We start from the raw sequence: 19,445 nt of genomic DNA, 5'->3' as shown, positions 1-19,445 counted from the left end.
CGCGGCCCGTTCGCCGATCAGGGCTGCGCGGCGGGCACGGCGTGCAGGGCCCCCGACTCGTCGGCCACGCAGGCGGCTCGCTCCGCGGTGCCCGCCAGGAAGTCGCTCAGGCACCCGGCCAGCGCCCGGTGCCCGGCCGCGTTGGCGTGGAACGACTCCTGCATCGCGTGCGGCGCGCGGTAGTCGTCCCGCAGGCCGTCCCAGTCCACGGTGAGCCGGGTGAACCACTCCTCGTGGCCGTCCCGCGGCGGCGGGACCTGCCCGGCCGGGGCGTCGGGCGCGTCCGCGGTGCAGGCCTCGTGGCCGATCCCGGCGCGGGAGAGGTCCAGGAAGCGCGCCCCCACCTCGTCGGCGGCCGCGCGCAGCCCCTCGGCCAGCTGCGGGACCCCGGTGTCGCGGATCCACTCCAGGTCACCGGCCTGGAACGGGCAGCCCGCGAGGTTGTTCAGCCGCGGGTTCACGTCCGGCCCCACCGGCGACGCGTAGGACTGCACCACCAGCGAGTAGGCGTCGGGCGCGTACCCGGAGCGCTCCATCGCGGCCCGCACCTCGCGCAGCGCGGCCACGACCTTCGGGCGCATCGCCTCGACCCGCTGCGGCCACAGGCCCCGCATCTCCTCGGCGCACCCGCCGGGAACCCGCGTCGCCCACGCGCCCACGCAGCGGTTGACCACGTCGGTGAACGCGGGATCGTCGTTCGCGCCGACCTGCACCACGACGTCCGTGATCCGGAACCGGCCGGTCAGCTCCGCCAGCCGCGCGGCCTGCGAGATCTCCGCGTCGCCGTCGGCGCCGATCGCCGCCGCCTTCGCGCCGGAGCACGCCAGGTTGATCCGCGTCACGTCGCCCGGCAGCCGCAGCTGGTGCACCGGGGCCGCCGGAGAGCGGTGGCACCAGTTGCCGTGCTCGCCGTTGGTGCCTGCCTCGTAGCCGCCGCCGCCCTCTCCGGACAGCGTGCTGTCACCCAGCGTCACCACCGCGGCGGGCAGCTGCGGGGGCTGCTGCGGTCGGTCCGGCGGGAACTGATCGCTGACCAGGATCGCGAGCGACAGGACGCCGCAGACCGCCAGTAGCGCGAGGAACCTCGACTTGTGCGCCTGCATCGCCGATCAGTCTATGAGCACCGGGTGGCGATCACGGTCGGTGGCCGGTCGTGGTGAGGGCAACACCACGTGCGAACCGGTCCGGGCGATCGGGAGAAAATCGGGCATCCCGTGCGTTGAACGGGGTGAGGCGGATTTGTCCCGGAGGTCGTTGTGCCCATTCTCCTGCTGCTCCTGGCCATCGGTGTCGTGGAGATCAGCGTGCTGGTGCTGGTCGGCAGCACCATCGGCGTGCTGCCCACGATCGCGCTGCTGTTCGGTGGTGCGTTCCTGGGCAGCTGGTTGCTGCGGCGGGAAGGACGCCGGTCCCTGCAGGCGTTCAACGAGGCCGCGACGCAGCGCAAGGCACCCGATCGGGAGGTCGCGGACGGCGTGCTGGTCGTGGCCGGTGGGCTGCTGATCGCGCTGCCCGGGTTCGTCAGCGACGTGGTGGGCCTGGTGCTGCTGCTGCCGATGACCCGGTCGCTGGTGCGCCGCAGGTTGCAGCGGCGTGCCGAACGCCACGCCGAGCAGGTGCAGCAGCGGTTCTGGGCGCACGCCGGTGCCCAGGGGTTCCCCGCGGGCTTCGCGGGAGCCGGTTTCCCCGGCTCCGGGAGCGGTGGCGCGGGCACCGGTTCGGGGGATGTCATCGACGGCGAAGTGGTGTCGGTCAGTGAGGACGACATCCCGCGCCAGAACCCGTCACTGGGGTCGTCTTCGCAGGCAGAACGTCCGGACGGCGGTTCGTCGCGGTGAACCGCCCGGCGTGGCGCCGATCGCGCGAGCACTGCGGGTAAGCTTCGGCGAACGATCGTGGCCGGAGTCGGGAGCGGCGCTCCCGACTCCGGCCACGGTGGCGCATGGCGAGGTTCACCTCGGCGCGGGCCTCGATCCACCGGGGTCGCGGAGCTCCGCGTAAGGTGATCCACCCGGCTCCGGACGGAGCGGGCGGATGGGGACCGGGCGGCCGAGCCGCCCGATGCGGTCCGCCGCCGACCGGACAGGTCGGTGCGACCCGGAGCGGAGGGGCTCGTGCCGACGCGGGGGCCGGGCGGAACAGTTGCTCGTCACGCCTTGCGCCGCCAGCAAGCCGAAGCCGGGGGAGATCCCCAGGACAGGGAACACAGGACATGTCCGAGACCACGTTGCTGCTCGGCGGCCGGATCCATTCGCCCGCCGATGCCGACGCCACCGCGATGGCCGTCATCGATGGCACCATCGCCTGGGTCGGTTCCGACAGGGTCGGCCGTGCACTGCATCCCGAAGCGGAGATCGTCGAGCTCGGCGGGGCGTTCGTCGCCCCCGCGTTCGTCGACGCGCACGTGCACGCCACCTCGTCCGGTCTGCTGATCAACGGCCTGGACCTGACCGGTTGCGCTTCGCTGACCGAATTCCTGCACGCGCTGCGCGACCACGTCGAAGAGCACCCGGGCGCGCTGGTGTGGGGTCACGGCTGGGACGAGACCTGGTGGCCGGAGCGCCGCCCGCCGTCCCGCGCGGAGATCGACAACGCCTGCGGCGGAGCGCCCGTCTACCTGTCCCGGATCGACGTGCACTCGGCGCTGGTCTCCAGCGCGCTGATCGAGCGCGCCCCGCTGGCCAGGGACACCGAGGGCTGGAGCCCGGACGGCCCGTTGACCCGGGTCTCGCACCACCACGCGCGCAGCGCCGCCCGCGAATCGCTGGGCCTGGCGCAGCGCCGGGAGGCGCAGCTGGCGTTCCTGCGGCACGCGGCGTCCTGCGGCGTCGCGGCCGTGCACGAGTGCGCGGGACCGGACATCTCCGGAGCGGAGGACCTGCGGGACCTGCTGGCGCTGTCGGCTCGCGGGGACGTGCCGGAGGTCGTCGGTTACTGGGGCGAGCTGGGCGCGTTGGAGACCGCGCGGGAGCTGGGCGTGCGCGGGCTCGGCGGTGATCTGTTCGTGGACGGCGCGGTCGGTTCGCGCACGGCGGCGCTCGGCGCGCCCTACGCGGACGACCCGACGACCTCCGGCGTGCTGTACCTGGACGCCGAAGCGGTCGCCGAGCACCTGATCGACTGCACCCGCAACGGCTTGCAGGCCGGGTTCCACGTGATAGGGGACGCCGGGGTCGCCGAGGCCTGCGAGGGGTTCCGCCGCGCGGCGAAGGTGCTCGGCGTGCCCGCGCTGGCGAGCATGCGGCACCGGCTGGAGCACCTGGAGATGGTGACCACCGAGCAGGCCGCGGAGCTCGGCTCGTTCGGCGTGGTCGCCTCGGTGCAGCCGCAGTTCGACGCGGCCTGGGGCGGGCCGTCGGACATGTACGCGCGCCGGCTCGGCGTGCCGCGCGGCACCCGGTTGAACCCGTTCTCGGCACTGGCCGCGAACGGCGTCGTGCTCGCGTTCGGCTCGGACGCGCCGGTCACCCCGGTGGACCCGTGGGCGGCGGTGCGGGCCGCGGTGCACCACCGCACGGACGGTTTCGGCGTCTCGCCGCGCGCCGCGTTCACCGCGCACACCCGGGGCGGCTGGCGGGCCGCCGGGGTGGATGACGGGGTGACGGGCGCGCTGGTGCCGGGCGCTCCGGCGACGTACGCGGTGTGGGAGACGGGAGATCTCGTCGTCACCGCACCGGATTCGCGGGTGCAGCGCTGGTCGACCGATCCGCGCGCGGGCGTGCCGCCGCTGCCGGACCTGAGCCCGGGTGCGCCGTTGCCGCGCTGCCTGCGCACCGTGCTGCGGGGGAGGACGCTGTACGTCCGGGATCCGGACGAGGAGGACTGAGCTCCGTCGCGCCGGCGCGCGCCGGCGAACGACGTGATCGAGCGCCGGGGTGGTGCCCGGCCGGTCGAGGACCGGGGGCACCGCCCCGGCGTTCGCACGTCCGGGGGCGGGGCCGTCTCGTGCGGGCTCACCCGATCAGCGTGCCACGGTGTTCGGTCGACAATGGAATTGGAATATGCCGATGGCCGCATTAATTCGATCGGGTGTACTTCGCGATTCCGCTGCGTGCTGCGGCAAATTCTTCGATGAATGAGACCCGCCATTCGAGGCCGCTGCGACCAGTGGTTTTCCCGAAAAAACGGACGCAATTCCACCGGCGCGGTGAATAGGATCACAGCACGTTGCGGAGCGTGATCAATCGGCGCTAGCGTGTGCGCATCCACTGCGAGAGGCCGCATCGTCCGCGGCTCCGGTGGACCCCGTTCGGGGAACTGGGGATGGCGCTCCGCGGAGCGCGCACGACGGCCGATCGATGCGACGGGGAACGCGCGTCGGCCGCGGGGGAAAGAAGAACAGCACGCACCGCGAAGCGGGGCGACGCCGTGCATTCCGGCGTCGGCCGCCCGGAACGCGTGCGTTCTCCCGGCCGGTCCGCCGGTCGAAACGGAATGCAGGAGTACCGCCGCCGGCCCGGGGTGCCGGCGACGAACTGAGGGGAACGTTGTGACGAATACTCCCGTGCACGAAGGTGCCTGCCCGGAGCTCGGCTTCGAGCACACGGTCGCGCGCAGCCTGGTGCACCGGCGGAACCTGTCGGAGTTGTTCCTGACCGACGGCGTGCGGCTGGACAGCGCGCACTTCGCCGCGGCCGCCCAGCTGCCGATGATCCACTACTACTACACCGACCACCTGACCGACGAACGCGTCGACCCGCTGCTACTGCTGGAGTGCTGCAGGCAGGCCGAGACGCACGCCATGCACGCGCACTTCGGCGCGCCGCTGGACACCAAGTTCGTGCTGCGCTCCTGGTCGCTGCGGCTCGACGACGCGCACGGCGACCGCGGGGCGGCACCGCACGAGTTCACCGCCACCGCCGAGACCTCGCTCGCCCGGTGGCGCGGCGGGGAACTGCGCGGGCAGCGCTACGACATGGCGCTGTTCCTGGACCAGGCGCCCATCGGGCAGGTGCGGATGGACGTCGGCTACCTGCGCGGCGCGGTGTACGCGGCGATGCGGGAGCGCAAGCGCGGCGGACTGCCGCCGAGCTCCGCGGAATTCACCGCGGACGCCGCCGCGGATCTGGTGAAACCGCACCTGGTGGGCCGGTCGAACGCGGACAACGTGCTGCTGCTCGCGCCCCGGTTCACCGCGGACCGGATCGTGGCCCGATTGCGGGTGCACGGATCGCATCCGAGCCTGTTCGACCACCCGCAGGACCACGTTCCCGGAATGGTGCTGATGGAAGGCGCCCGCCAACTCGGGGTGCTCGCCGCGAAGCATTTCGCCGGGATTCCGGCGCACGAACTCGGCATCGTCGGGATGGCGGCGGAATTCGACGCCTACGCCGAATTGGACGCGCCGGTGGAACTGCTGTGCTCCGAGCCGGTAGCCGGTGCGGACGGCGAATCCCGCATTTCCATCCGATTCGTGCAGCACGGTTCGGTCATCGCCCGCGCTACGTTCGACGTGCGCTGCGGGGCAGTGCGGGAGGCGGCGTGAGCGCCCCCGCCCGGACCTGGCTCAGCGGATTGTCCGAATGGTTGCCGCCGACGAGCGTGCCCGTCGCGCAAGCGGTCGCCGAAGCTCGCCTGGAGCCCGCCGAGGCCGCGGCCACCGGGTACGCCGCGCTGCCGGTGTCGCACGACCTGGCGGCACCGGAGATGGCGGTCCGCGCGGCCTGCGACGGGCTGGCGCGGGCCGGGGTCGCGGCCGCGGACGTCGGGTTCCTCGCGCACGCCTGGACCTATCACCAGGGCCACGACTTCTGGTCCCCGGCGCACTACATCGCGGCCCGGATCGGCGCGAACGGCGCGAACCCGGTCGGGGTGCAGCAGATGTGCAACGGCGGGGCGGCGGCCCTGGAGCTCGCCACCCGCTGGGTCGGCGCGGCGGAGGCGGGCACCGCGCTGGTCACCACCGCCGACCGGTTCGCCGAACCCGGGTTCGACCGCTGGCGCGGGGATTACGGGCTCTGGTACGGCGACGGGGCGGCCGCGGTGCTGGTCGGGCGCGGGACGGACGGCTCCAGCGCCGACCTGGAACTGCTGGCGCTGGCCAGCCGCGCCGAACCGGCGGCGGAGGAGATGCACCGCGGCGCCGACCCGTTCAGCGCCGCACCGCTGGGCCGGGTCGACGTCCGCCGCACCAAGAAGGCGTACCTGAGCAGGCACGGCCGCACCCGCTTCGCCGAGATCACCGCGGTCCGGGTGCCGGAGGTGGTGCGGGCGGCGCTGCTGGCGGCCGAGGTGGACGCGGGCGATCCGCGGCTGCGCTGCGTGCTGCTGCCGCGGCTCGGCGAACGCGCCCTCGGCGAGGCCTACCACCCGGCGCTGCGCGCGGTCTTCACCGATCTGCCCGCACTCGACCTGGGTGCCGACACCGGCCACCTCGGCGCCGGTGACCTGCTGTCCAACCTGGTCGCGCTGGCCCGCCCCGGAGCGCTCGCCGCGGGCGAGCTCGCGGCGGTGCTCAGCGCGGGCGGCGGGTTCACCTGGTCCTGCGCGATCGTGCGCAAACCCGCCCCGGCCGACCACGAACGGGAGAACCACCATGTCCGCTGACTCCTCCGGGAACGACCCGGTCCTCGTCGTCGGCGCGGGCCCGGTCGGGATGGTGCTGGCCGCGTTCCTGCTCCGCCAGGACGTGCCGGTGCGGATCGTCGACCGCGAGCCGCGCAGCACGCTGCACTCGCGGGCGGTGATCCTGTGGCCGCGCAGCCTGGAACTGCTGCGGCCGCTCGGCGCCGCCGACGAGCTGACGGGCATCGGCGAGCACATCGAACGCGTCTCGTACTACTCCGGCAGCCGCCGCCTCGGCGACATCGACATGACCCGGCTGCGCGAGACGCCTTACCCGTTCGGGCTGTGCACCCCGCAGCACCGCACCGAGGACGTGCTGCGCGCCTGCGTGGAATCCGCGGGCGCCGCGGTGGAATCCGAGGTCGAGCTGGTCGACCTGGACGGCTCCGGCGAGCGGCCGGAGGCGACGCTGCGGCACGCCGACGGCACCCGGGAACGGGTGCGGGCCCGCTGGGTGATCGGCGCGGACGGCGCGCACAGCGCGGTGCGCCGGCTGCTGGACATCCCGTTCGAGGGGGCCGGGGCCGACGTGCTGTTCGCGATCTGCGACGCACCGCTGGACGCCGAGCTGCCGCGCAACGAGATGCTGTACTGCTACGACCGCGGCGGTGCGATGGGGTTGGCGCCGTTCCGCGGCACCGACTTCCGCGTCGCGTGCAGCGTGCCGGTGTGGAACGACGACGAGCCGCCGCCGCACGAGCTGTTCCAGCGGAACCTGGACGCGGTGGTGCCGTTCCCGGCGCGCCTCGGTGAGCTGAAGTGGACCACGGTGTTCCGGGCCCGCAGGCGCACCGCGGGCCGGTTCCGCGCCGGGCGGTGCTTCCTGGTCGGCGATGCCGCGCACATCTTCAGCGCGGCGGGATCGCAGGGCATGAACACCGGCATCCAGGACGCGGTGAACCTCGCCTGGAAGCTCGCCGCGGTGGAGCACGGCACGATGCGCCCCGAGGTGCTGGACGGGTACGACCCGGAACGGCGCCACTCGGCGAAGCGGGTGTCGCGGCTGACCGCGAAGCAGACCAGCTGGGGCCTGATCTCCCGGCGGGACAAGGTGGTGGTGCGCGACGCGCTGGTCGGCGCGGCCCGGAAGTCGGGCGTGCTGCAGCACGTGGTGACGCCGATGATGAGCCAGCTCAGCGTGCGCTACCGGCCGGACGCCCCGGAACGGGCCTCCGACCTGCGGTTGCGGAAGCTGGTGCGGGAGCCGGGCGGCCGGATCCCGGTGTTCACCACCGGTTCCGCGCCGGGCCCGTGGCCGGAGGTGGCCGGAGATCGGTTGACCGTGCTGCTGTGGGCGGGCGAGACCCGGGACGCGGCGTGGCGGGCGCGGTGCGCGGCGATCCGCGCGGAGGTGCCCGCGGGTACCCCGGTGCAGGACGTGTCGTCCTGGGCGGTGCTGCGCGAGTTCCTGGGCCGCGACCGCTGCGCGGTGGTGGTGCGCCCGGACGGGCACGTCGCGGCGATCGAGCGCGGCGCGGTGGACCCGGGCGCGGTCCGGTCGGCGCTGCGCCGCAGCGGAGCGCTGGACGCGGTCGGCGCGCCCGCCGAAGGAGCCGTCCGATGAGCCCGGCGGCCGTGCTCGCGGGCCTCGGCGGCTGGACGCCGCCGCGGGTGGTCACCAACGACATGCTGGCCGCCGAGCTGGACACCTCCGACGAGTGGATCCGCACGCGCACCGGCATCCACCGGCGGTGCGTGGTCCCGCCGGGCATGAGCACCGGGGACCTCGCCGTGGAGGCGGGCAGCCGAGCGCTGGACTCGGCGGGCGGTGGCGCGGTGGACGCGGTGGTGCTCGCGACGAGCACTCCGGACCGGCCGTGCCCGGCAACCGCGCCGTCGGTGGCGCACCGGCTCGGGCTGGGCGAGGTGCCCGCCTTCGACGTGGCCGCGGTGTGCACCGGGTTCCTGTACGCGCTGGCCACGGCGCGCGGGCTGATCGGCGCGGGCATCGCCGGATCGGTGCTGGTGATCGGCGCGGACGCGTTCTCCACCATCCTCGATCCGGCGGACCGCACCACCCGGGTGATCTTCGGGGACGGTGCGGGCGCGGTGGTGCTGCGCGCGGGGGAGGCGGCGGAACCGGGAGCGCTGCTGGGGTTCGACCTCGGCAGCGACGGCGCGGACGCGGAGCTGATCACGGTGCCCGCGGGTGGTTCGCAGCAGCGCAGCCGCGGCGCGCCCGCCGCGGTCGCGGACCACTACTTCCAGATGGACGGCAAGCCCGTGTTCAGCCGCGCGGTGCGGCGGATGAGCGGTTCCGCGCGCCGGGTGGTGGCCGACGCGGGCTGGGAGATGTCCGATGTGGACGTTCTGGTCGCGCACCAGGCGAACGCGCGGATCCTCAAGGCCTGCGCGGCGGAACTGGGCATCGCGCCCGAGCGCGCGGTGCAGAACCTGGACCGCGTGGGCAACACGGTCGCCGCCTCGGTGCCGCTGGCGATGGCCGACGCGGCGGCGAGCGGCGAACTGGCTCCCGGTGATCGCGTGGTGCTCACCGGGTTCGGCGGTGGACTCACCTGGGGGGCCACCGCCTTGAGATGGCCGGGCATTCCGGTGAACGACGAGCCGGACGCGGTGCGTCCGGGGACTGAGGGGACATCATGAACGAGATCGAGGAACGCCTCTGCGGCATCGCGGGCAGCAGTCTCGGGGTGGAGTCGCAGCGGTTGCGCGACGGGCAGACCTTCGAAGACCTGGGCCTGGACTCGCTGGCGCTGATCGAATTCGGGATCGAGGTGCAGCGCGAGTGGGGCGTGCGGCTCGAGGACGACGAGATCAAGCCGGAGTTCACCCTCGGGGACCTGCTGGACCTGATGGCGGCCAAGGGCGTGTCCGCGTGACCGCACCCTTCGACGCGGCCGTGACCGGGCTCGGCCTGGTCACGCCCGCGGGCGTCGGAGTCGCGGAGAACTGGCGACGGGTCTGCGCGGGCCGGTCGACGGCGCGCACCGACGAGCGGCTCGCCGGCGACCAGGTGGACATCTCCTGCCGGGTGCCGGACTTCGACGCGGAACGGCTGCTGGGGGCGGCGACCGCGCGGCGGGTGGACCGGTTCGTGCAGCTCGCGCTGGTCGCGGCTCGGGAGGCCGTCGCCGACGCGGGACTGGACCCGGCGAGCTGGGACGGCGACCGGGTCGCGGTGGTGATCGGCAACTCGCTCGGCGGCACCGGGACGGTGGAGCGCCAGCACCGGCGGCACCACGAGGAGGGCGATCGGGTGGTGTCGCCGCTGACGATCCCCGCGTCGATGTCGAACATGGTCGCCGGGCACGTCGCCATCGACTGCGCCGCCCGCGGCCCGAGCCTGGTCACCGCCACCGCGTGCGCATCCGGGACGACGGCGGTGGGGCTGGGCCGGGCGCTGCTGCGGGCCGGGCAGTGCGACCTGGTGCTCGCGGGCGGTGCGGAGTCGGCGCTGTCGCCGACGGCGATGGCGGCGCTGAACCGGATGGGCGCGCTGTCCCGCCACGGCGATCCGGGTTCGGCGTGCCGCCCGTTCGACGCGGACCGGGACGGGTTCGTGGCCGCCGAGGCCGCCGGTTTCCTGGTGCTGGAGCGGCCGGAGTCCGCGGCCGCGCGCGGTGCGCGGGTGCGGGCGCGGGTCAGCGGCTACGGCTCGGCCACCGACGCGCACCACCCGACGACGCCGCACCCGCGCGGGGCCGGGCTGGAGCGCAGCATCCGGGAGGCGCTGCGCGACGCGGACGTCCCCGGGTCGGCGGTGGAGCACGTGAACGCGCACGGCACCGGCACGAAGCTCAACGACGTCACCGAGGCGGCGGTGCTGCTGCGCAGCCTCGGCGACTCGGCGGCGGTGACCTCCACGAAGGGCGTCACCGGGCACGCGCTCGCCGCCGCGGGCGCCATCGAGGCCGCCTACGCGGTGCTGGCGCTGGAGACCGGCACCGTGCCGCCGACGGCGAACCTGGCCCGGCTGGACCCGGAGATCGGCGTGGACGTCGTCGCCGGGGAACCGCGGCAGCGGCGGCTGCGCACCGCGCTGAGCACCTCGCTCGGCTTCGGCGGGCACAACGCGGCGCTGCTGCTCACCGCCGCGTGACCGCGGGGCGGGACGTGAAGGGGAACGACGAGAGGAGAACGCGTGCGACAGCGCGAACTGGGCGCCACCGGCCACGAGGTCGGGGCGATCGGCCTGGGCTGCATGGGCATGAGCTGGGGCTACGACGAGGGCAAGCGCGATGACGCGGTGTCCGCGGCGGTGATCCGCGAGGCGATCGACTCCGGTGTCACGTTCCTGGACACCGCCGACGTCTACGGCGACGGGCACAACGAGCGGCTGGTCGGCGGCGCGCTCGCCGGGCGCCGCGACGAGGTGGTGCTGGCCACCAAGTGCGGCCTGGTGGTGGACGACCTGGCGACCCGGTCGATGCACCGCGACGGTTCCCCGGAACGCATCCGGGCCGCGGTGGAGGCGAGCCTGCGCAGGCTGGGCACCGAGCACATCGACCTGTACTACCTGCACCGCGTCGACCCGGAGGTGCCGCTGGCCGACACCTGGGGCGCGCTGGCGGAACTGGTCGAGCAGGGCAAGGTCCGCTGGCTCGGATTGTCCGAAGTGGACACCGAGCAGGCCGCGGCGGCGCACGCCCAGCACCCGGTGACCGCGATCCAGTCCGAGCTGTCGCTGTGGACCGCCGACGCCGTCGAGAACGGCGTGCTCGACTGGTGCTTCGCGAACGGGGCGGCGTTCGTGCCGTTCGCCCCGCTGGGCCGCGGATTCCTCGCCGGCGCCGTCGGCGGGCCGGGCGACTTCGAGAGCTCCGACTTCCGCAGCACCAACTCGCGGTTCGCCGCCGAGGCCTGGGAGCACAACCGCCGCATCGTGGACGTGATCGAGCGGGTCGCCGCCCGGCACGGCGCCACCGGGGCGCAGATCGCCATCGCCTGGACCGCCTCGCGCGGCCCGCACGTGCTGCCGATCCCCGGCACCAAGCGCAGCACCTACCTGCGGGACAACGTCGGCGCCGCCGACGTCGAGCTCACCGCCGTCGACCTCGCCGAGCTGGACGCGGTCCCCGCGCCGGTGGGCACCCGCTACTGACCGACCACCTCCGACGGGAGAACGAGGACAGCCATGACCACCACGCCGCCCGGCACGACCGCGGCGTTCTTCGACGTGGACGAGACGCTGGTGACCTGCAAGTCGATGCTGTCGTTCCTGGCGCACCACCACCGGGAACGGGGTTTCGCCCGCGACGAGCACGAGCAGGCCCTGGCGCTGCTCGCCGACCTCGTCCGGCTCCGCGGGTCCCGCGCCGAGTCCAACCGCGCCTACTACCGGCTGTTCGCCGGGCAGCGCATCGACCAGGTCATCGCGGCCGGTCGGCGCTGGTTCGGCGAGCAGGTCCGCGACGGGCTCTTCCACGAACCGGTGCTGAGCCGGCTGCGGGCGCACCGCGAGGCGGGCGAGCTGATCGTGCTCGTCTCCGGATCGTTCCGCGCCTGCCTGGACCCGATCGCCGCGCACGTGGGCGCGCACGTCGTGCTCGGCAGCGAACCGGACGTGCTCAACGGCCGCTACACCGGTGACGTGCGGGACGTGCGCATCGGCGAGGGCAAGGCCGTCGCGGTGCGCCGGCTCTGCGCCGACCGCGGCATCCGGGCCGAGGACAGCCACGCCTACGCCGACCACGCCACCGACCTGGAACTCCTCGAAGCGGTGGGGAATCCGGTGGTGGTGGGCACCGATCCGGTGCTGCGCGAGCGGGCCCGGCTGGACGAATGGCAGTGCGTGGAAGGGATCGGGACGTGACCGCATCGACGACGGCGGGCCGGACGACGACGCTGCTGGTCTCGCTGGTGGCGGTGTTCCTGGTGCCGCTGACGCTGACCGGGGCTTCGGTGGCGTTGACCGACATCCAGCGGGACTTGGGCGCGGGGCTGGCCGGGGCGCAGTGGGTGGTGAACGCCTACAGCGCCACGTTCGCCGGGTTCTTGCTGGTGACCGGGTCGCTGGCGGACAAGTTCGGGCGGCGCCGCACCTTCGCGGCCGGGGTCGGCCTGTTCGCCGGGTGCGCGGTGGTGAGCGCGGTGGCGCCGGGCATCGTGCTGCTGGACGTGGCGCGGCTGCTGGCCGGGATCGGCGCGGCGGCGACCACGACCGGGGCGAGCGCGATGCTGGCCGAGGTGTTCCAGGGCCCGGCGCGGGCGAAGGTGTTCGGGTTGTTCGGCACCACGATCGGCGTGGGGCTGGCGTTCGGGCCGACGATCGCGGGGCTGCTGCAGTCCGAGCTGGGCTGGCGAGCGGTGTTCGCGGTGCCCGGGATCGTGGGGCTGGTGCTGCTGGCGTTCTTCCCGGTGCTGCCCGCGACGAGCGAGCGGGACTCGACGAAGCTGGACGTGGCGGGGGCCGCGCTGTTCACCACGGCGCTGCTGCTGCTGATCTTCGCGCTGGTGGAGGGGCCCGAGCTGGGCTGGGGCCACGGCCTGGTGCTGGGCGCGTTCGCGGTGGCCGTGCTGCTGTTCGCGGTGTTCGTGCTGGTGGAGCGGCGGGTCGAGAATCCCGTGCTGCGGCTGGAGGTGTTCGCGACGCCGCGGTTCGCCGCGCTGTGCGGGGCGATCACGGCGATCGTCGGCGTGTTCGGGCCGCTGCTGGTGTACCTGCCGTCCTACTTCCAGGGCGTGCTGGGCATGAGCACCCGCGAGGCCGGGCTGAGCATCGTGCTGCTGACCGGGCCGACGCTGGTGGTGCCGGTGCTGTGCGGCTGGCTGGTGAAGTGGGTGCCGGGGCTGCGGCAGGTGGTGTTCGCGCTGCTGCTCGTCGGCGCCGGGGCGGCGTGGCTGGCCGGGACGGGCAGCTGGGTCGGCCCGCTGCTGGTGATGGGCGTGGGCATCGCGATCGCGCAGGGCCTGCTGGACGGGCTCGCGGTCGGCAGCGTGCAGGCCCGGTTCGCGGGCATCGCGGCGGGCGCGTTCAACACGGCGAAGGTGACCGCGGAGACCGTGGGCATCGCCGCGGTCGGTGCCGCGGTGGCGGGCGCGACCGGCGGCGAGCTCGCCGGGCCCGCGTACGAGGAATCGCTGCGCGGCGCGCTGTGGGTGTTCGCCGCGCTGGCGTTCGCGGTGGCGCTGCTGGTGATCGCGCTCGACCGGCGCGCCGCGCCGGACCGCACGACGACGGAGCACTCCGAGCGGGAAGGAACCCGACAGTGACCAGAGCAGTGACCATCCCCGAGTTCGGCGGCCCCGACGTGCTGCGGCACGCCGAAGTGGAACCGCCCCGCCCCGGGCCGGGGGAGATCGCCCTGGACGTGGAGTGCTCCGGCGTGAACTACGCCGAAGTGCTGTTCCGGCAGGGGCTGGTGGACGTGCCGCTGCCGTACGTGCCCGGCATCGAAGCCGCCGGGCGGGTCCGCGAGCTCGGCCCCGGCGTGACCGGTGTCGAGGTGGGGCAGCGCGTCGCGGCGCTCACCATGACCCACGGCGGCGGCTACGGCGAGGTCGCCGTCACCGACGCGAACCTGGTGGTGCCGGTGCCGGAGAACCTGAGCACCGCGGAAGCGGCCGTGATCCCGTCCAACACCACCACCGCGCTGCTGGTGCTCGACGCGGTGGCGCGGCTGCGGGAGGGCGAGTCGGTGCTGGTGCACGCCGCCGCGGGCGGGGTCGGCACCCAGCTCGGCCAGGTGGCCCGGCTGCTCGGCGCGGGCCGCGTGGTGGGCACCGTCGGGTCGGCGGCGAAGATCGAGGTGGCGCGCCGCTCCGGCTACCACGAGGTGCTGGTGCGGGAGGACTTCCTGCGCACCGCCCCGCGGGACGAGTTCGACGTGGTCGTCGACCCGGTCGGGGGCGCCGTGCGCAGGCCCGGCCTGGACGCGCTGCGGATGGGCGGGCGGCTGATCGCGATGGGCAACGTCTCCGGCGGCGCCGACGTCGCGTTCGACGCGAACGAGCTGTGGTTCAGCGGCAAGGGAGTGCTGGGCTTCAACCTGGGCGGGCTCAGCGCGAGCCGGCCGCAGGAGGTGGGTCCCGCGCTGCGCCGGGCCGTCGCCGAGGTCGCGGCGGGCCGCATCCGCGTGGAGCTCACCGGCGAGTTCCCCGCCGCGCAGGCCGCGCAGGCGCACCGCGAGCTCGAATCCGGTGCCAGCACCGGGAAGTTCGTGCTGCACCACTGATCACTTCTTGGCTCGCTTCTTCTGTTGCGTAGTGGTCGGGTGGCGGAACCTCAGCTGCCCCCTCGCTGCGGGATCGATTTCACAGGTGGCTCCGCCACATGCGAAATCGCTGTCCTCGCGAGGGACCAGCTGAGAACCCGCGGCGGTGCCGGTTGATGAGGTGGCCGCTGCTCAGCGGCTGCGCCGCTGACAGGGCACCGACACGACCGCCGGGCGGGTTCGGCGACGGGCGGTCATGGTTCCCTCGCCGCGGGAGCGATCTCCGACGCGGGTGGAGTCGCCGTCCGCGCGGGGGAACCGCTGGGCACCTGATGGTCGCCTGCGTGGTCGGCGGCGCATCGGCTTCGCCGCTGACGGACGGCGGCACGATCGGCCGCGCCGCTTCGACGCGGCCGGTGACCCGGCGGATCGAGCGCCCCGCTCGCGCGGAAATCGCGGGCGGGGCGTTCCGGCGTCCGGGGTCAGCGCAGCAGCGTGCCGAGCCGGTGCGCGGCATCGAGGACGATGCCGCCGAGCTCCGGCACGTCGTCCACTTCGAACAGCGACAGCCCGAGGCTGACCGGCCGTTCGGTGCCGGGCACGAGCGCCGAGATGCCGGTGACCGAGGGCGCGATCTCCCCGTGCGACACGGCGAATCCGCGTGCGCGGGTCTCCCGCACCGCCTCCCGTTCGCCCGCACGTGGGGGCGCGGCGGCCAGCAGGGCGAGGCCCGCCGAGCCGCGGTCGATCGGGTCGACCTGCCCGGGCCGGAACGACACGTGCATCCGCGCTCGCCGGGGTTCGACGATCATCAGCATCCGCACCCGGTGCTCGTCCTCCTGCACCACCAGGTGCGCGGTGGCCTGGGTGCGTTCGGTGAGCTCGTCGAGCACCGGGCGGGCCAGCGTCCGCAGGTCCTGCTCGACCGGTTCGCTCAGCTGCACCAGGCCGGTCCCCAGCGAGATGCGCTTGACCTCGTCGCGGCGGCACAGCCGGTGCGCTTCGAGGGTGCGCACCAGGCGGTGCGCGACGGTGCGGTGCACGCCGACGCGTTCGGCCAGCTCGCCGAGGGTGAGCCCGCGCGGGTGTTCGGTGAGGACTTCGAGGATGCGCAACCCGTTGTGCAGCGTCTTCGACATCCCGGAGTCGAGCTCGACCGCGCCGGTCTCGGACATGGCGTTCCTCCTGCGCAGTGTTGACGGCCTGCGTGAGCCCGCTTACAGTACCAATTAATCGCACGCTTTGTGCGATAATAGCACATGGTTCGGGCTACGAGGAGGTGACCCGTGCAGCCGATCGGCGCCGACGTGCTCGCGCACGTCCACCAGCTCTACGGGGCGCAGAGCGCGCACATCGACGAGGGCCGCGCCGCCGACTGGGCCGCCACGTTCACCGCCGACGGCGAGTTCCACTCGCCCAGCTACCCGGAACCCGCCACCGGCACCGCCGCGCTCGTCGAGTTCGCCGAACGCCTCGCCGCCGCCGACCGCGACGAGGGCGCCCGCACCCGGCACGTCATCACCAACCTGGTCGCCGAGCCGGCGGGTCCCGGCGCGCTCACCGTGCGCGGCTACCTGCAGATCGTGCGCACCGCCGACGGCGAGTCCCGGCTGCTGCGGATGACCACGTTCACCGACGAGCTCGTCGCCGACGGCGGAGCGTGGCGGGTGCGCCGCCGCGTGGTGCGCCGCGACGATGCGCGCTGAACCCCGAATCCCCAGCCGAAACAGGAGAAACACCATGTCCACTTCGGACGGAACCGGACCGGGCGGCGCGCTGCACCGGCCGATCGGCGCGCACTACCCGGACCTGCCCGGCAAGGTCGCCGTGATCACCGGCGCGGCGCGCGGCATGGGCGCGGTCTTCGCGCGCGGCCTCGCCGCCCGCGGGGTGCACGTCGTCGGCGGCGACCTCGACGGCGAGCGGATGTCCGCCACCGCCGCCGAGATCAACGACGCGGTGAAGTCCGAAGTGGACGAACCGGGGCGGGTCGTCAGCACCGTGGTGGACGTGACGTCGGCCGAACAGCACGACCGGCTCGCCGCCACCGCCCTCGCCGAGTTCGGCAGGCTCGACCACTGGGTCAACAACGCCGGGATCTTCCCGTTCGCCCCCGCCGCGGAGATCAGCCCCGACCAGCTCGGCGACGTGCTGCGCGTCAACGTCGAAGGCGTGCTCTACGGCGCGCAGGCCGCGGCCCGGCACCTCGGCCCCGGCGGAGCGATCGTGAACATGTCCTCGGTGTCGGCGACCCGGGTCCGGCGCGGGCGCGGCGCCTACTGCACCTCGAAGGCCGCGGTCGCGCACCTGACCGAATCGCTCGCCGTCGAGTTCGGCGACCACGGCATCCGGGTCAACGCCATCGCACCCGGCTACATCGACACCGACATGACCCGCTGGGTCAAGGAGGACCCGGTGGCGCTGCGGCACGCCGTGGACACCGTGCCGCTGCACCGGATCGGCTCCCCCGAGGAGGTGTTCGGCGCGCTGCTGTTCCTGCTCTCCGACAGCGCCCGCTACATCACCGGGCACAGCATCGCCGTCGACGGCGGGTCCCGGCATGTCTGAGGCCGTCGAGCGCGTCCGCTACCCCGGAGTCGTGCTCATCACCGGCGCCGCCGGGGGCATGGGCGCCGCGCACGCGCGGGCGCTGGGCCGCCGGGGCGTGCACGTGTGCCTCGCCGACGTGGCCGACCCGGGCGAGGTCACCGCCGAGATCACCGCCGCGGGCGGCTCGGCCTCCGCGCACGAGCTCGACGTCACCGACCCGGCGGCCTGGGCGCGCGTCGTCGCCGAGATCCGCGACGGCCGCGGTGAACTCGGCGGGCTGGTGAACAACGCGGGCATCTCGCGGCGGCTGCGGTTCACCGAGACCACCGCCGAGGTGTGGGAGCAGGTGCTGCGGGTCAACCTGCACGGCCCGTTCCACGGGATGCAGGCCGTCGCCGAGCTGATGCGCGATTCCGGCGGCGGGTCGATCGTGAACATCTCCTCGATCTCCGGGCAGATCGGCTACTTCTCCCCGTCGTACTCGGCGAGCAAGTGGGGCCTGACCGGGCTGTCGAAGTCGGCGGCCGGGGACTTCGCCCGCTGGGGCATCCGGGTCAACTCGGTGCACCCGGGCCTGGTCGGCACCGCGCTGCTGGACGGTGCCGACGCGTTCGTGGCGTCCGCGGTCGCCAGCATCCCCGCCGGGCGCACCGGGACCCCCGAGGAGATCACCGAATCGGTGCTGTTCCTGCTCTCGGACCGCTCCGCGTACCTGACCGGCAGCGAGGTGACCGTGGACGGCGGGCTGGTGTCCAACGGGCTGTACCACCGCATCCTCGCCGACACCGGGGGAGACCTGCGATGACCGAGCACTACGACGTGATCGTCGTCGGCGGGGGCGGGGCCGGGCTGGCCGCGGCCGTGTCGGCGGCCGAACGCGGCGCCGCGGTGCTGCTGTTCGAATCGGAACGGGAGCTCGGCGGTTCCACGCAGCTCTCGGCGGGCATGTTCACCGCCGCCGGGACGTCCGTGCAGCGCGGGCTCGGCGTCGAGGACTCGCCGCAGGCGTTCTTCCAGCACTACATGGACCTCAACCAGTGGCTGCTGCGGCCCGGCCTGATCCGCGAGTTCTGCGACCGGGCGGGCGCTGCGCTGGAGTGGCTGATCGGGCTCGGTGTGGAGGTCCCCGCGGCGATCTCCGGCGACGCGCACACCCCCGGCCTGTGCCGGGCGGGAGTGGAGGACGTGTGGCGCGGGCACGTGCCGAAGGACCAGGGCTACGGACTGGTGCAGGTGCTGGACAAGGCCCGCCGCGCGCACCGGGTGGAAGCGGTGCTCGGCACCCGGGTGCAGCGGCTGCGCACCACCGGCGACCGGGTGTCCGGCGTCGTCGCCGACGACGTCGAGGTCGACGCGGACGCGGTCGTGATCGCCAGCGGCGGCTTCGCCCGCGACCCGGAGCTGCTGGCCCGGCACTACCCGGCCGCGGCCCGCGCCGGCGAGGACCTGTTCGTCGTCGCCGCCGAGGGAAGCCGCGGCGACCACCTCCGGTTCGGCGCGCAGGTCGGCGCCGCGCTCGCCGGGGACGGCTGGGGGCTGATGCTGCCCACCGCCTACTTCCAGCGGCTGCACCACTGGCAGTCCGGCTTCCCGCCGAAGTCCCGCATCCACGTCAACGCCCGCGGCCGCCGCTTCATGGACGAGGACGCCTCCTACGCGGTGTCCACCGGCATCATCGACGCCCAGCCCGGACCGGTGTGGGCGGTGTTCGACGAGCGGGCCCGCCGCGCGCTGCCACCCGGCTACGCGCACTGGGACGCGGCGGTGGTGCTGCGCGAGGCCGAGGCCGGTCGCACCGCGCGCGCCGCGACGCTGCCCGAGCTCGCCGCCGAGATCGGGGTGCCCGCCGCGGCGCTCACCGCCGAAGTGGCGCGCTGGAACGACCAGCTGCCGCACGGCGCCGACGCCGACTTCGGCCGGCACGAGACCTTGCGCGCCAAGGGATCCACCGCCGCACCCGACCCCATCGGCGAGGGCCCGTTCTACGCGGTGCGCACCCTGCCCGCCGAGCTGGTCTGCACCCACGCCGGGCTGGAGATCGACGCCACCGCCGCCGTGCTCGACGAGCGCGGCGGCCGGGTGCCGGGCCTGTTCGCCGCCGGGGAGGCCGGGGCCGGGGTGCTCGGCGCCCGCTACGTCGGTGGCGGCAACGCCGTCGCCAACGCCATCACCATGGGCCGCGCCGCCGGGCTGTCCGCCGCGCGCCGCGCCGCCTGA

General features: G+C 74.2%; 18 protein-coding genes. 16 read left to right on the top strand and 2 right to left on the bottom strand.

Annotated features, from left to right (window positions below; all coding sequences use genetic code 11):
- Positions 1 to 17 precede the first annotated feature (17 nt).
- Entirely contained in the window at positions 18 to 1,103 is a 1,086-nt protein-coding gene (locus tag AC29IT_RS18325) for a GDSL-type esterase/lipase family protein (RefSeq protein WP_488219562.1), read from the bottom strand.
- Between the two features lie 153 nt (positions 1,104 to 1,256).
- Between AC29IT_RS18325 and AC29IT_RS18320 the strand changes: the two genes are divergently transcribed.
- The 12 genes from AC29IT_RS18320 to AC29IT_RS18265 all read left to right on the top strand — a co-directional run bounded on the left by AC29IT_RS18320 (position 1,257) and on the right by AC29IT_RS18265 (position 14,699).
- A complete protein-coding gene (locus tag AC29IT_RS18320; protein WP_358445118.1) occupies positions 1,257 to 1,838 on the top strand; it encodes an FxsA family protein in 582 nt (193 codons plus the stop codon).
- A gap of 374 nt (positions 1,839 to 2,212) precedes the next feature.
- Positions 2,213 to 3,826: an amidohydrolase gene (locus tag AC29IT_RS18315; protein ID WP_358440328.1), complete on the top strand. Its 1,614-nt coding sequence runs from the start codon at positions 2,213 to 2,215 to the stop codon at positions 3,824 to 3,826.
- Between the two features lie 663 nt (positions 3,827 to 4,489).
- Entirely contained in the window at positions 4,490 to 5,485 is a 996-nt protein-coding gene (locus AC29IT_RS18310; protein ID WP_358440331.1) for a ScbA/BarX family gamma-butyrolactone biosynthesis protein, read from the top strand.
- On the top strand, positions 5,482 to 6,546 hold the full coding sequence (locus AC29IT_RS18305; RefSeq protein ID WP_488219561.1) for a ketoacyl-ACP synthase III family protein: 1,065 nt from the start codon (positions 5,482 to 5,484) through the stop codon (positions 6,544 to 6,546). Before AC29IT_RS18310 ends, AC29IT_RS18305 begins: the two co-directional genes overlap by 4 nt.
- Positions 6,536 to 8,128 (top strand): FAD-dependent monooxygenase, encoded by a 1,593-nt coding sequence (locus tag AC29IT_RS18300; protein ID WP_488219560.1) that lies wholly within the window; start codon positions 6,536 to 6,538, stop codon positions 8,126 to 8,128. Before AC29IT_RS18305 ends, AC29IT_RS18300 begins: the two co-directional genes overlap by 11 nt.
- Complete coding sequence (locus AC29IT_RS18295; protein WP_488219559.1) at positions 8,125 to 9,168, top strand: beta-ketoacyl-ACP synthase III; 1,044 nt, start codon at positions 8,125 to 8,127, stop codon at positions 9,166 to 9,168. The genes AC29IT_RS18300 and AC29IT_RS18295 overlap by 4 nt, the downstream gene beginning before the upstream one ends.
- Positions 9,165 to 9,404 carry an acyl carrier protein gene (locus tag AC29IT_RS18290; RefSeq protein WP_488219558.1) on the top strand — a complete coding sequence of 80 codons (240 nt, stop codon included), beginning with the start codon at positions 9,165 to 9,167 and terminating at the stop codon, positions 9,402 to 9,404. The genes AC29IT_RS18295 and AC29IT_RS18290 overlap by 4 nt, the downstream gene beginning before the upstream one ends.
- Complete coding sequence (locus tag AC29IT_RS18285; RefSeq protein WP_358440343.1) at positions 9,401 to 10,624, top strand: beta-ketoacyl-[acyl-carrier-protein] synthase family protein; 1,224 nt, start codon at positions 9,401 to 9,403, stop codon at positions 10,622 to 10,624. Before AC29IT_RS18290 ends, AC29IT_RS18285 begins: the two co-directional genes overlap by 4 nt.
- A 42-nt stretch (positions 10,625 to 10,666) precedes the next feature.
- A complete protein-coding gene (locus AC29IT_RS18280) occupies positions 10,667 to 11,626 on the top strand; it encodes an aldo/keto reductase (RefSeq protein WP_358440346.1) in 960 nt (319 codons plus the stop codon).
- Between the two features lie 33 nt (positions 11,627 to 11,659).
- A complete protein-coding gene (locus AC29IT_RS18275) occupies positions 11,660 to 12,337 on the top strand; it encodes an HAD family hydrolase (protein WP_488219557.1) in 678 nt (225 codons plus the stop codon).
- Positions 12,334 to 13,737, top strand: coding sequence for an MFS transporter (locus AC29IT_RS18270; protein ID WP_488219556.1), 1,404 nt, complete (start codon positions 12,334 to 12,336; stop codon positions 13,735 to 13,737). The genes AC29IT_RS18275 and AC29IT_RS18270 overlap by 4 nt, the downstream gene beginning before the upstream one ends.
- Positions 13,734 to 14,699, top strand: a complete 966-nt coding sequence (locus AC29IT_RS18265; protein ID WP_358440354.1) for a quinone oxidoreductase family protein — start codon at positions 13,734 to 13,736, stop codon at positions 14,697 to 14,699. The genes AC29IT_RS18270 and AC29IT_RS18265 overlap by 4 nt, the downstream gene beginning before the upstream one ends.
- A 461-nt stretch (positions 14,700 to 15,160) precedes the next feature.
- Here AC29IT_RS18265 and AC29IT_RS18260 read toward each other — a convergent pair whose 3' ends face one another.
- Positions 15,161 to 15,853, bottom strand: coding sequence for an IclR family transcriptional regulator (locus tag AC29IT_RS18260; RefSeq protein ID WP_358440356.1), 693 nt, complete (start codon positions 15,851 to 15,853; stop codon positions 15,161 to 15,163).
- Positions 15,854 to 15,964: 111 nt separating this feature from the next.
- On the opposite strand from AC29IT_RS18260, the gene AC29IT_RS18255 reads away from it, so the two are divergent.
- The 4 genes from AC29IT_RS18255 to AC29IT_RS18240 are packed head-to-tail and all read left to right on the top strand — an operon-like array spanning position 15,965 to position 19,445.
- Entirely contained in the window at positions 15,965 to 16,384 is a 420-nt protein-coding gene (locus AC29IT_RS18255; RefSeq protein WP_358440359.1) for a nuclear transport factor 2 family protein, read from the top strand.
- A 34-nt stretch (positions 16,385 to 16,418) separates the two neighbouring features.
- A complete protein-coding gene (locus tag AC29IT_RS18250) occupies positions 16,419 to 17,246 on the top strand; it encodes an SDR family NAD(P)-dependent oxidoreductase (protein ID WP_358440362.1) in 828 nt (275 codons plus the stop codon).
- Positions 17,239 to 18,033 carry an SDR family NAD(P)-dependent oxidoreductase gene (locus AC29IT_RS18245; RefSeq protein WP_358440365.1) on the top strand — a complete coding sequence of 265 codons (795 nt, stop codon included), beginning with the start codon at positions 17,239 to 17,241 and terminating at the stop codon, positions 18,031 to 18,033. The genes AC29IT_RS18250 and AC29IT_RS18245 overlap by 8 nt, the downstream gene beginning before the upstream one ends.
- Positions 18,030 to 19,445 carry an FAD-dependent oxidoreductase gene (locus AC29IT_RS18240; protein WP_488219555.1) on the top strand — a complete coding sequence of 472 codons (1,416 nt, stop codon included), beginning with the start codon at positions 18,030 to 18,032 and terminating at the stop codon, positions 19,443 to 19,445. The genes AC29IT_RS18245 and AC29IT_RS18240 overlap by 4 nt, the downstream gene beginning before the upstream one ends.

Source organism: Saccharopolyspora sp. MMCC62 (assembly GCF_057736575.1).
Note: the sequence above shows the minus strand (reverse complement) of the source record. Positions and strands in the feature narration are given on the sequence as shown.

Coding starts and splice junctions, on each gene's coding strand:
- AC29IT_RS18325 (WP_488219562.1), bottom strand. CDS start 1,103: ATGCAGGCGCACAAGTCGAGGTTCCTCGCGCTACTGGCGGTCTGCGGC.
- AC29IT_RS18315 (WP_358440328.1), top strand. CDS start 2,213: ATGTCCGAGACCACGTTGCTGCTCGGCGGCCGGATCCATTCGCCCGCC.
- AC29IT_RS18300 (WP_488219560.1), top strand. CDS start 6,536: ATGTCCGCTGACTCCTCCGGGAACGACCCGGTCCTCGTCGTCGGCGCG.
- AC29IT_RS18295 (WP_488219559.1), top strand. CDS start 8,125: ATGAGCCCGGCGGCCGTGCTCGCGGGCCTCGGCGGCTGGACGCCGCCG.
- AC29IT_RS18290 (WP_488219558.1), top strand. CDS start 9,165: ATGAACGAGATCGAGGAACGCCTCTGCGGCATCGCGGGCAGCAGTCTC.
- AC29IT_RS18275 (WP_488219557.1), top strand. CDS start 11,660: ATGACCACCACGCCGCCCGGCACGACCGCGGCGTTCTTCGACGTGGAC.
- AC29IT_RS18260 (WP_358440356.1), bottom strand. CDS start 15,853: ATGTCCGAGACCGGCGCGGTCGAGCTCGACTCCGGGATGTCGAAGACG.
- AC29IT_RS18250 (WP_358440362.1), top strand. CDS start 16,419: ATGTCCACTTCGGACGGAACCGGACCGGGCGGCGCGCTGCACCGGCCG.
- AC29IT_RS18245 (WP_358440365.1), top strand. CDS start 17,239: ATGTCTGAGGCCGTCGAGCGCGTCCGCTACCCCGGAGTCGTGCTCATC.
- AC29IT_RS18240 (WP_488219555.1), top strand. CDS start 18,030: ATGACCGAGCACTACGACGTGATCGTCGTCGGCGGGGGCGGGGCCGGG.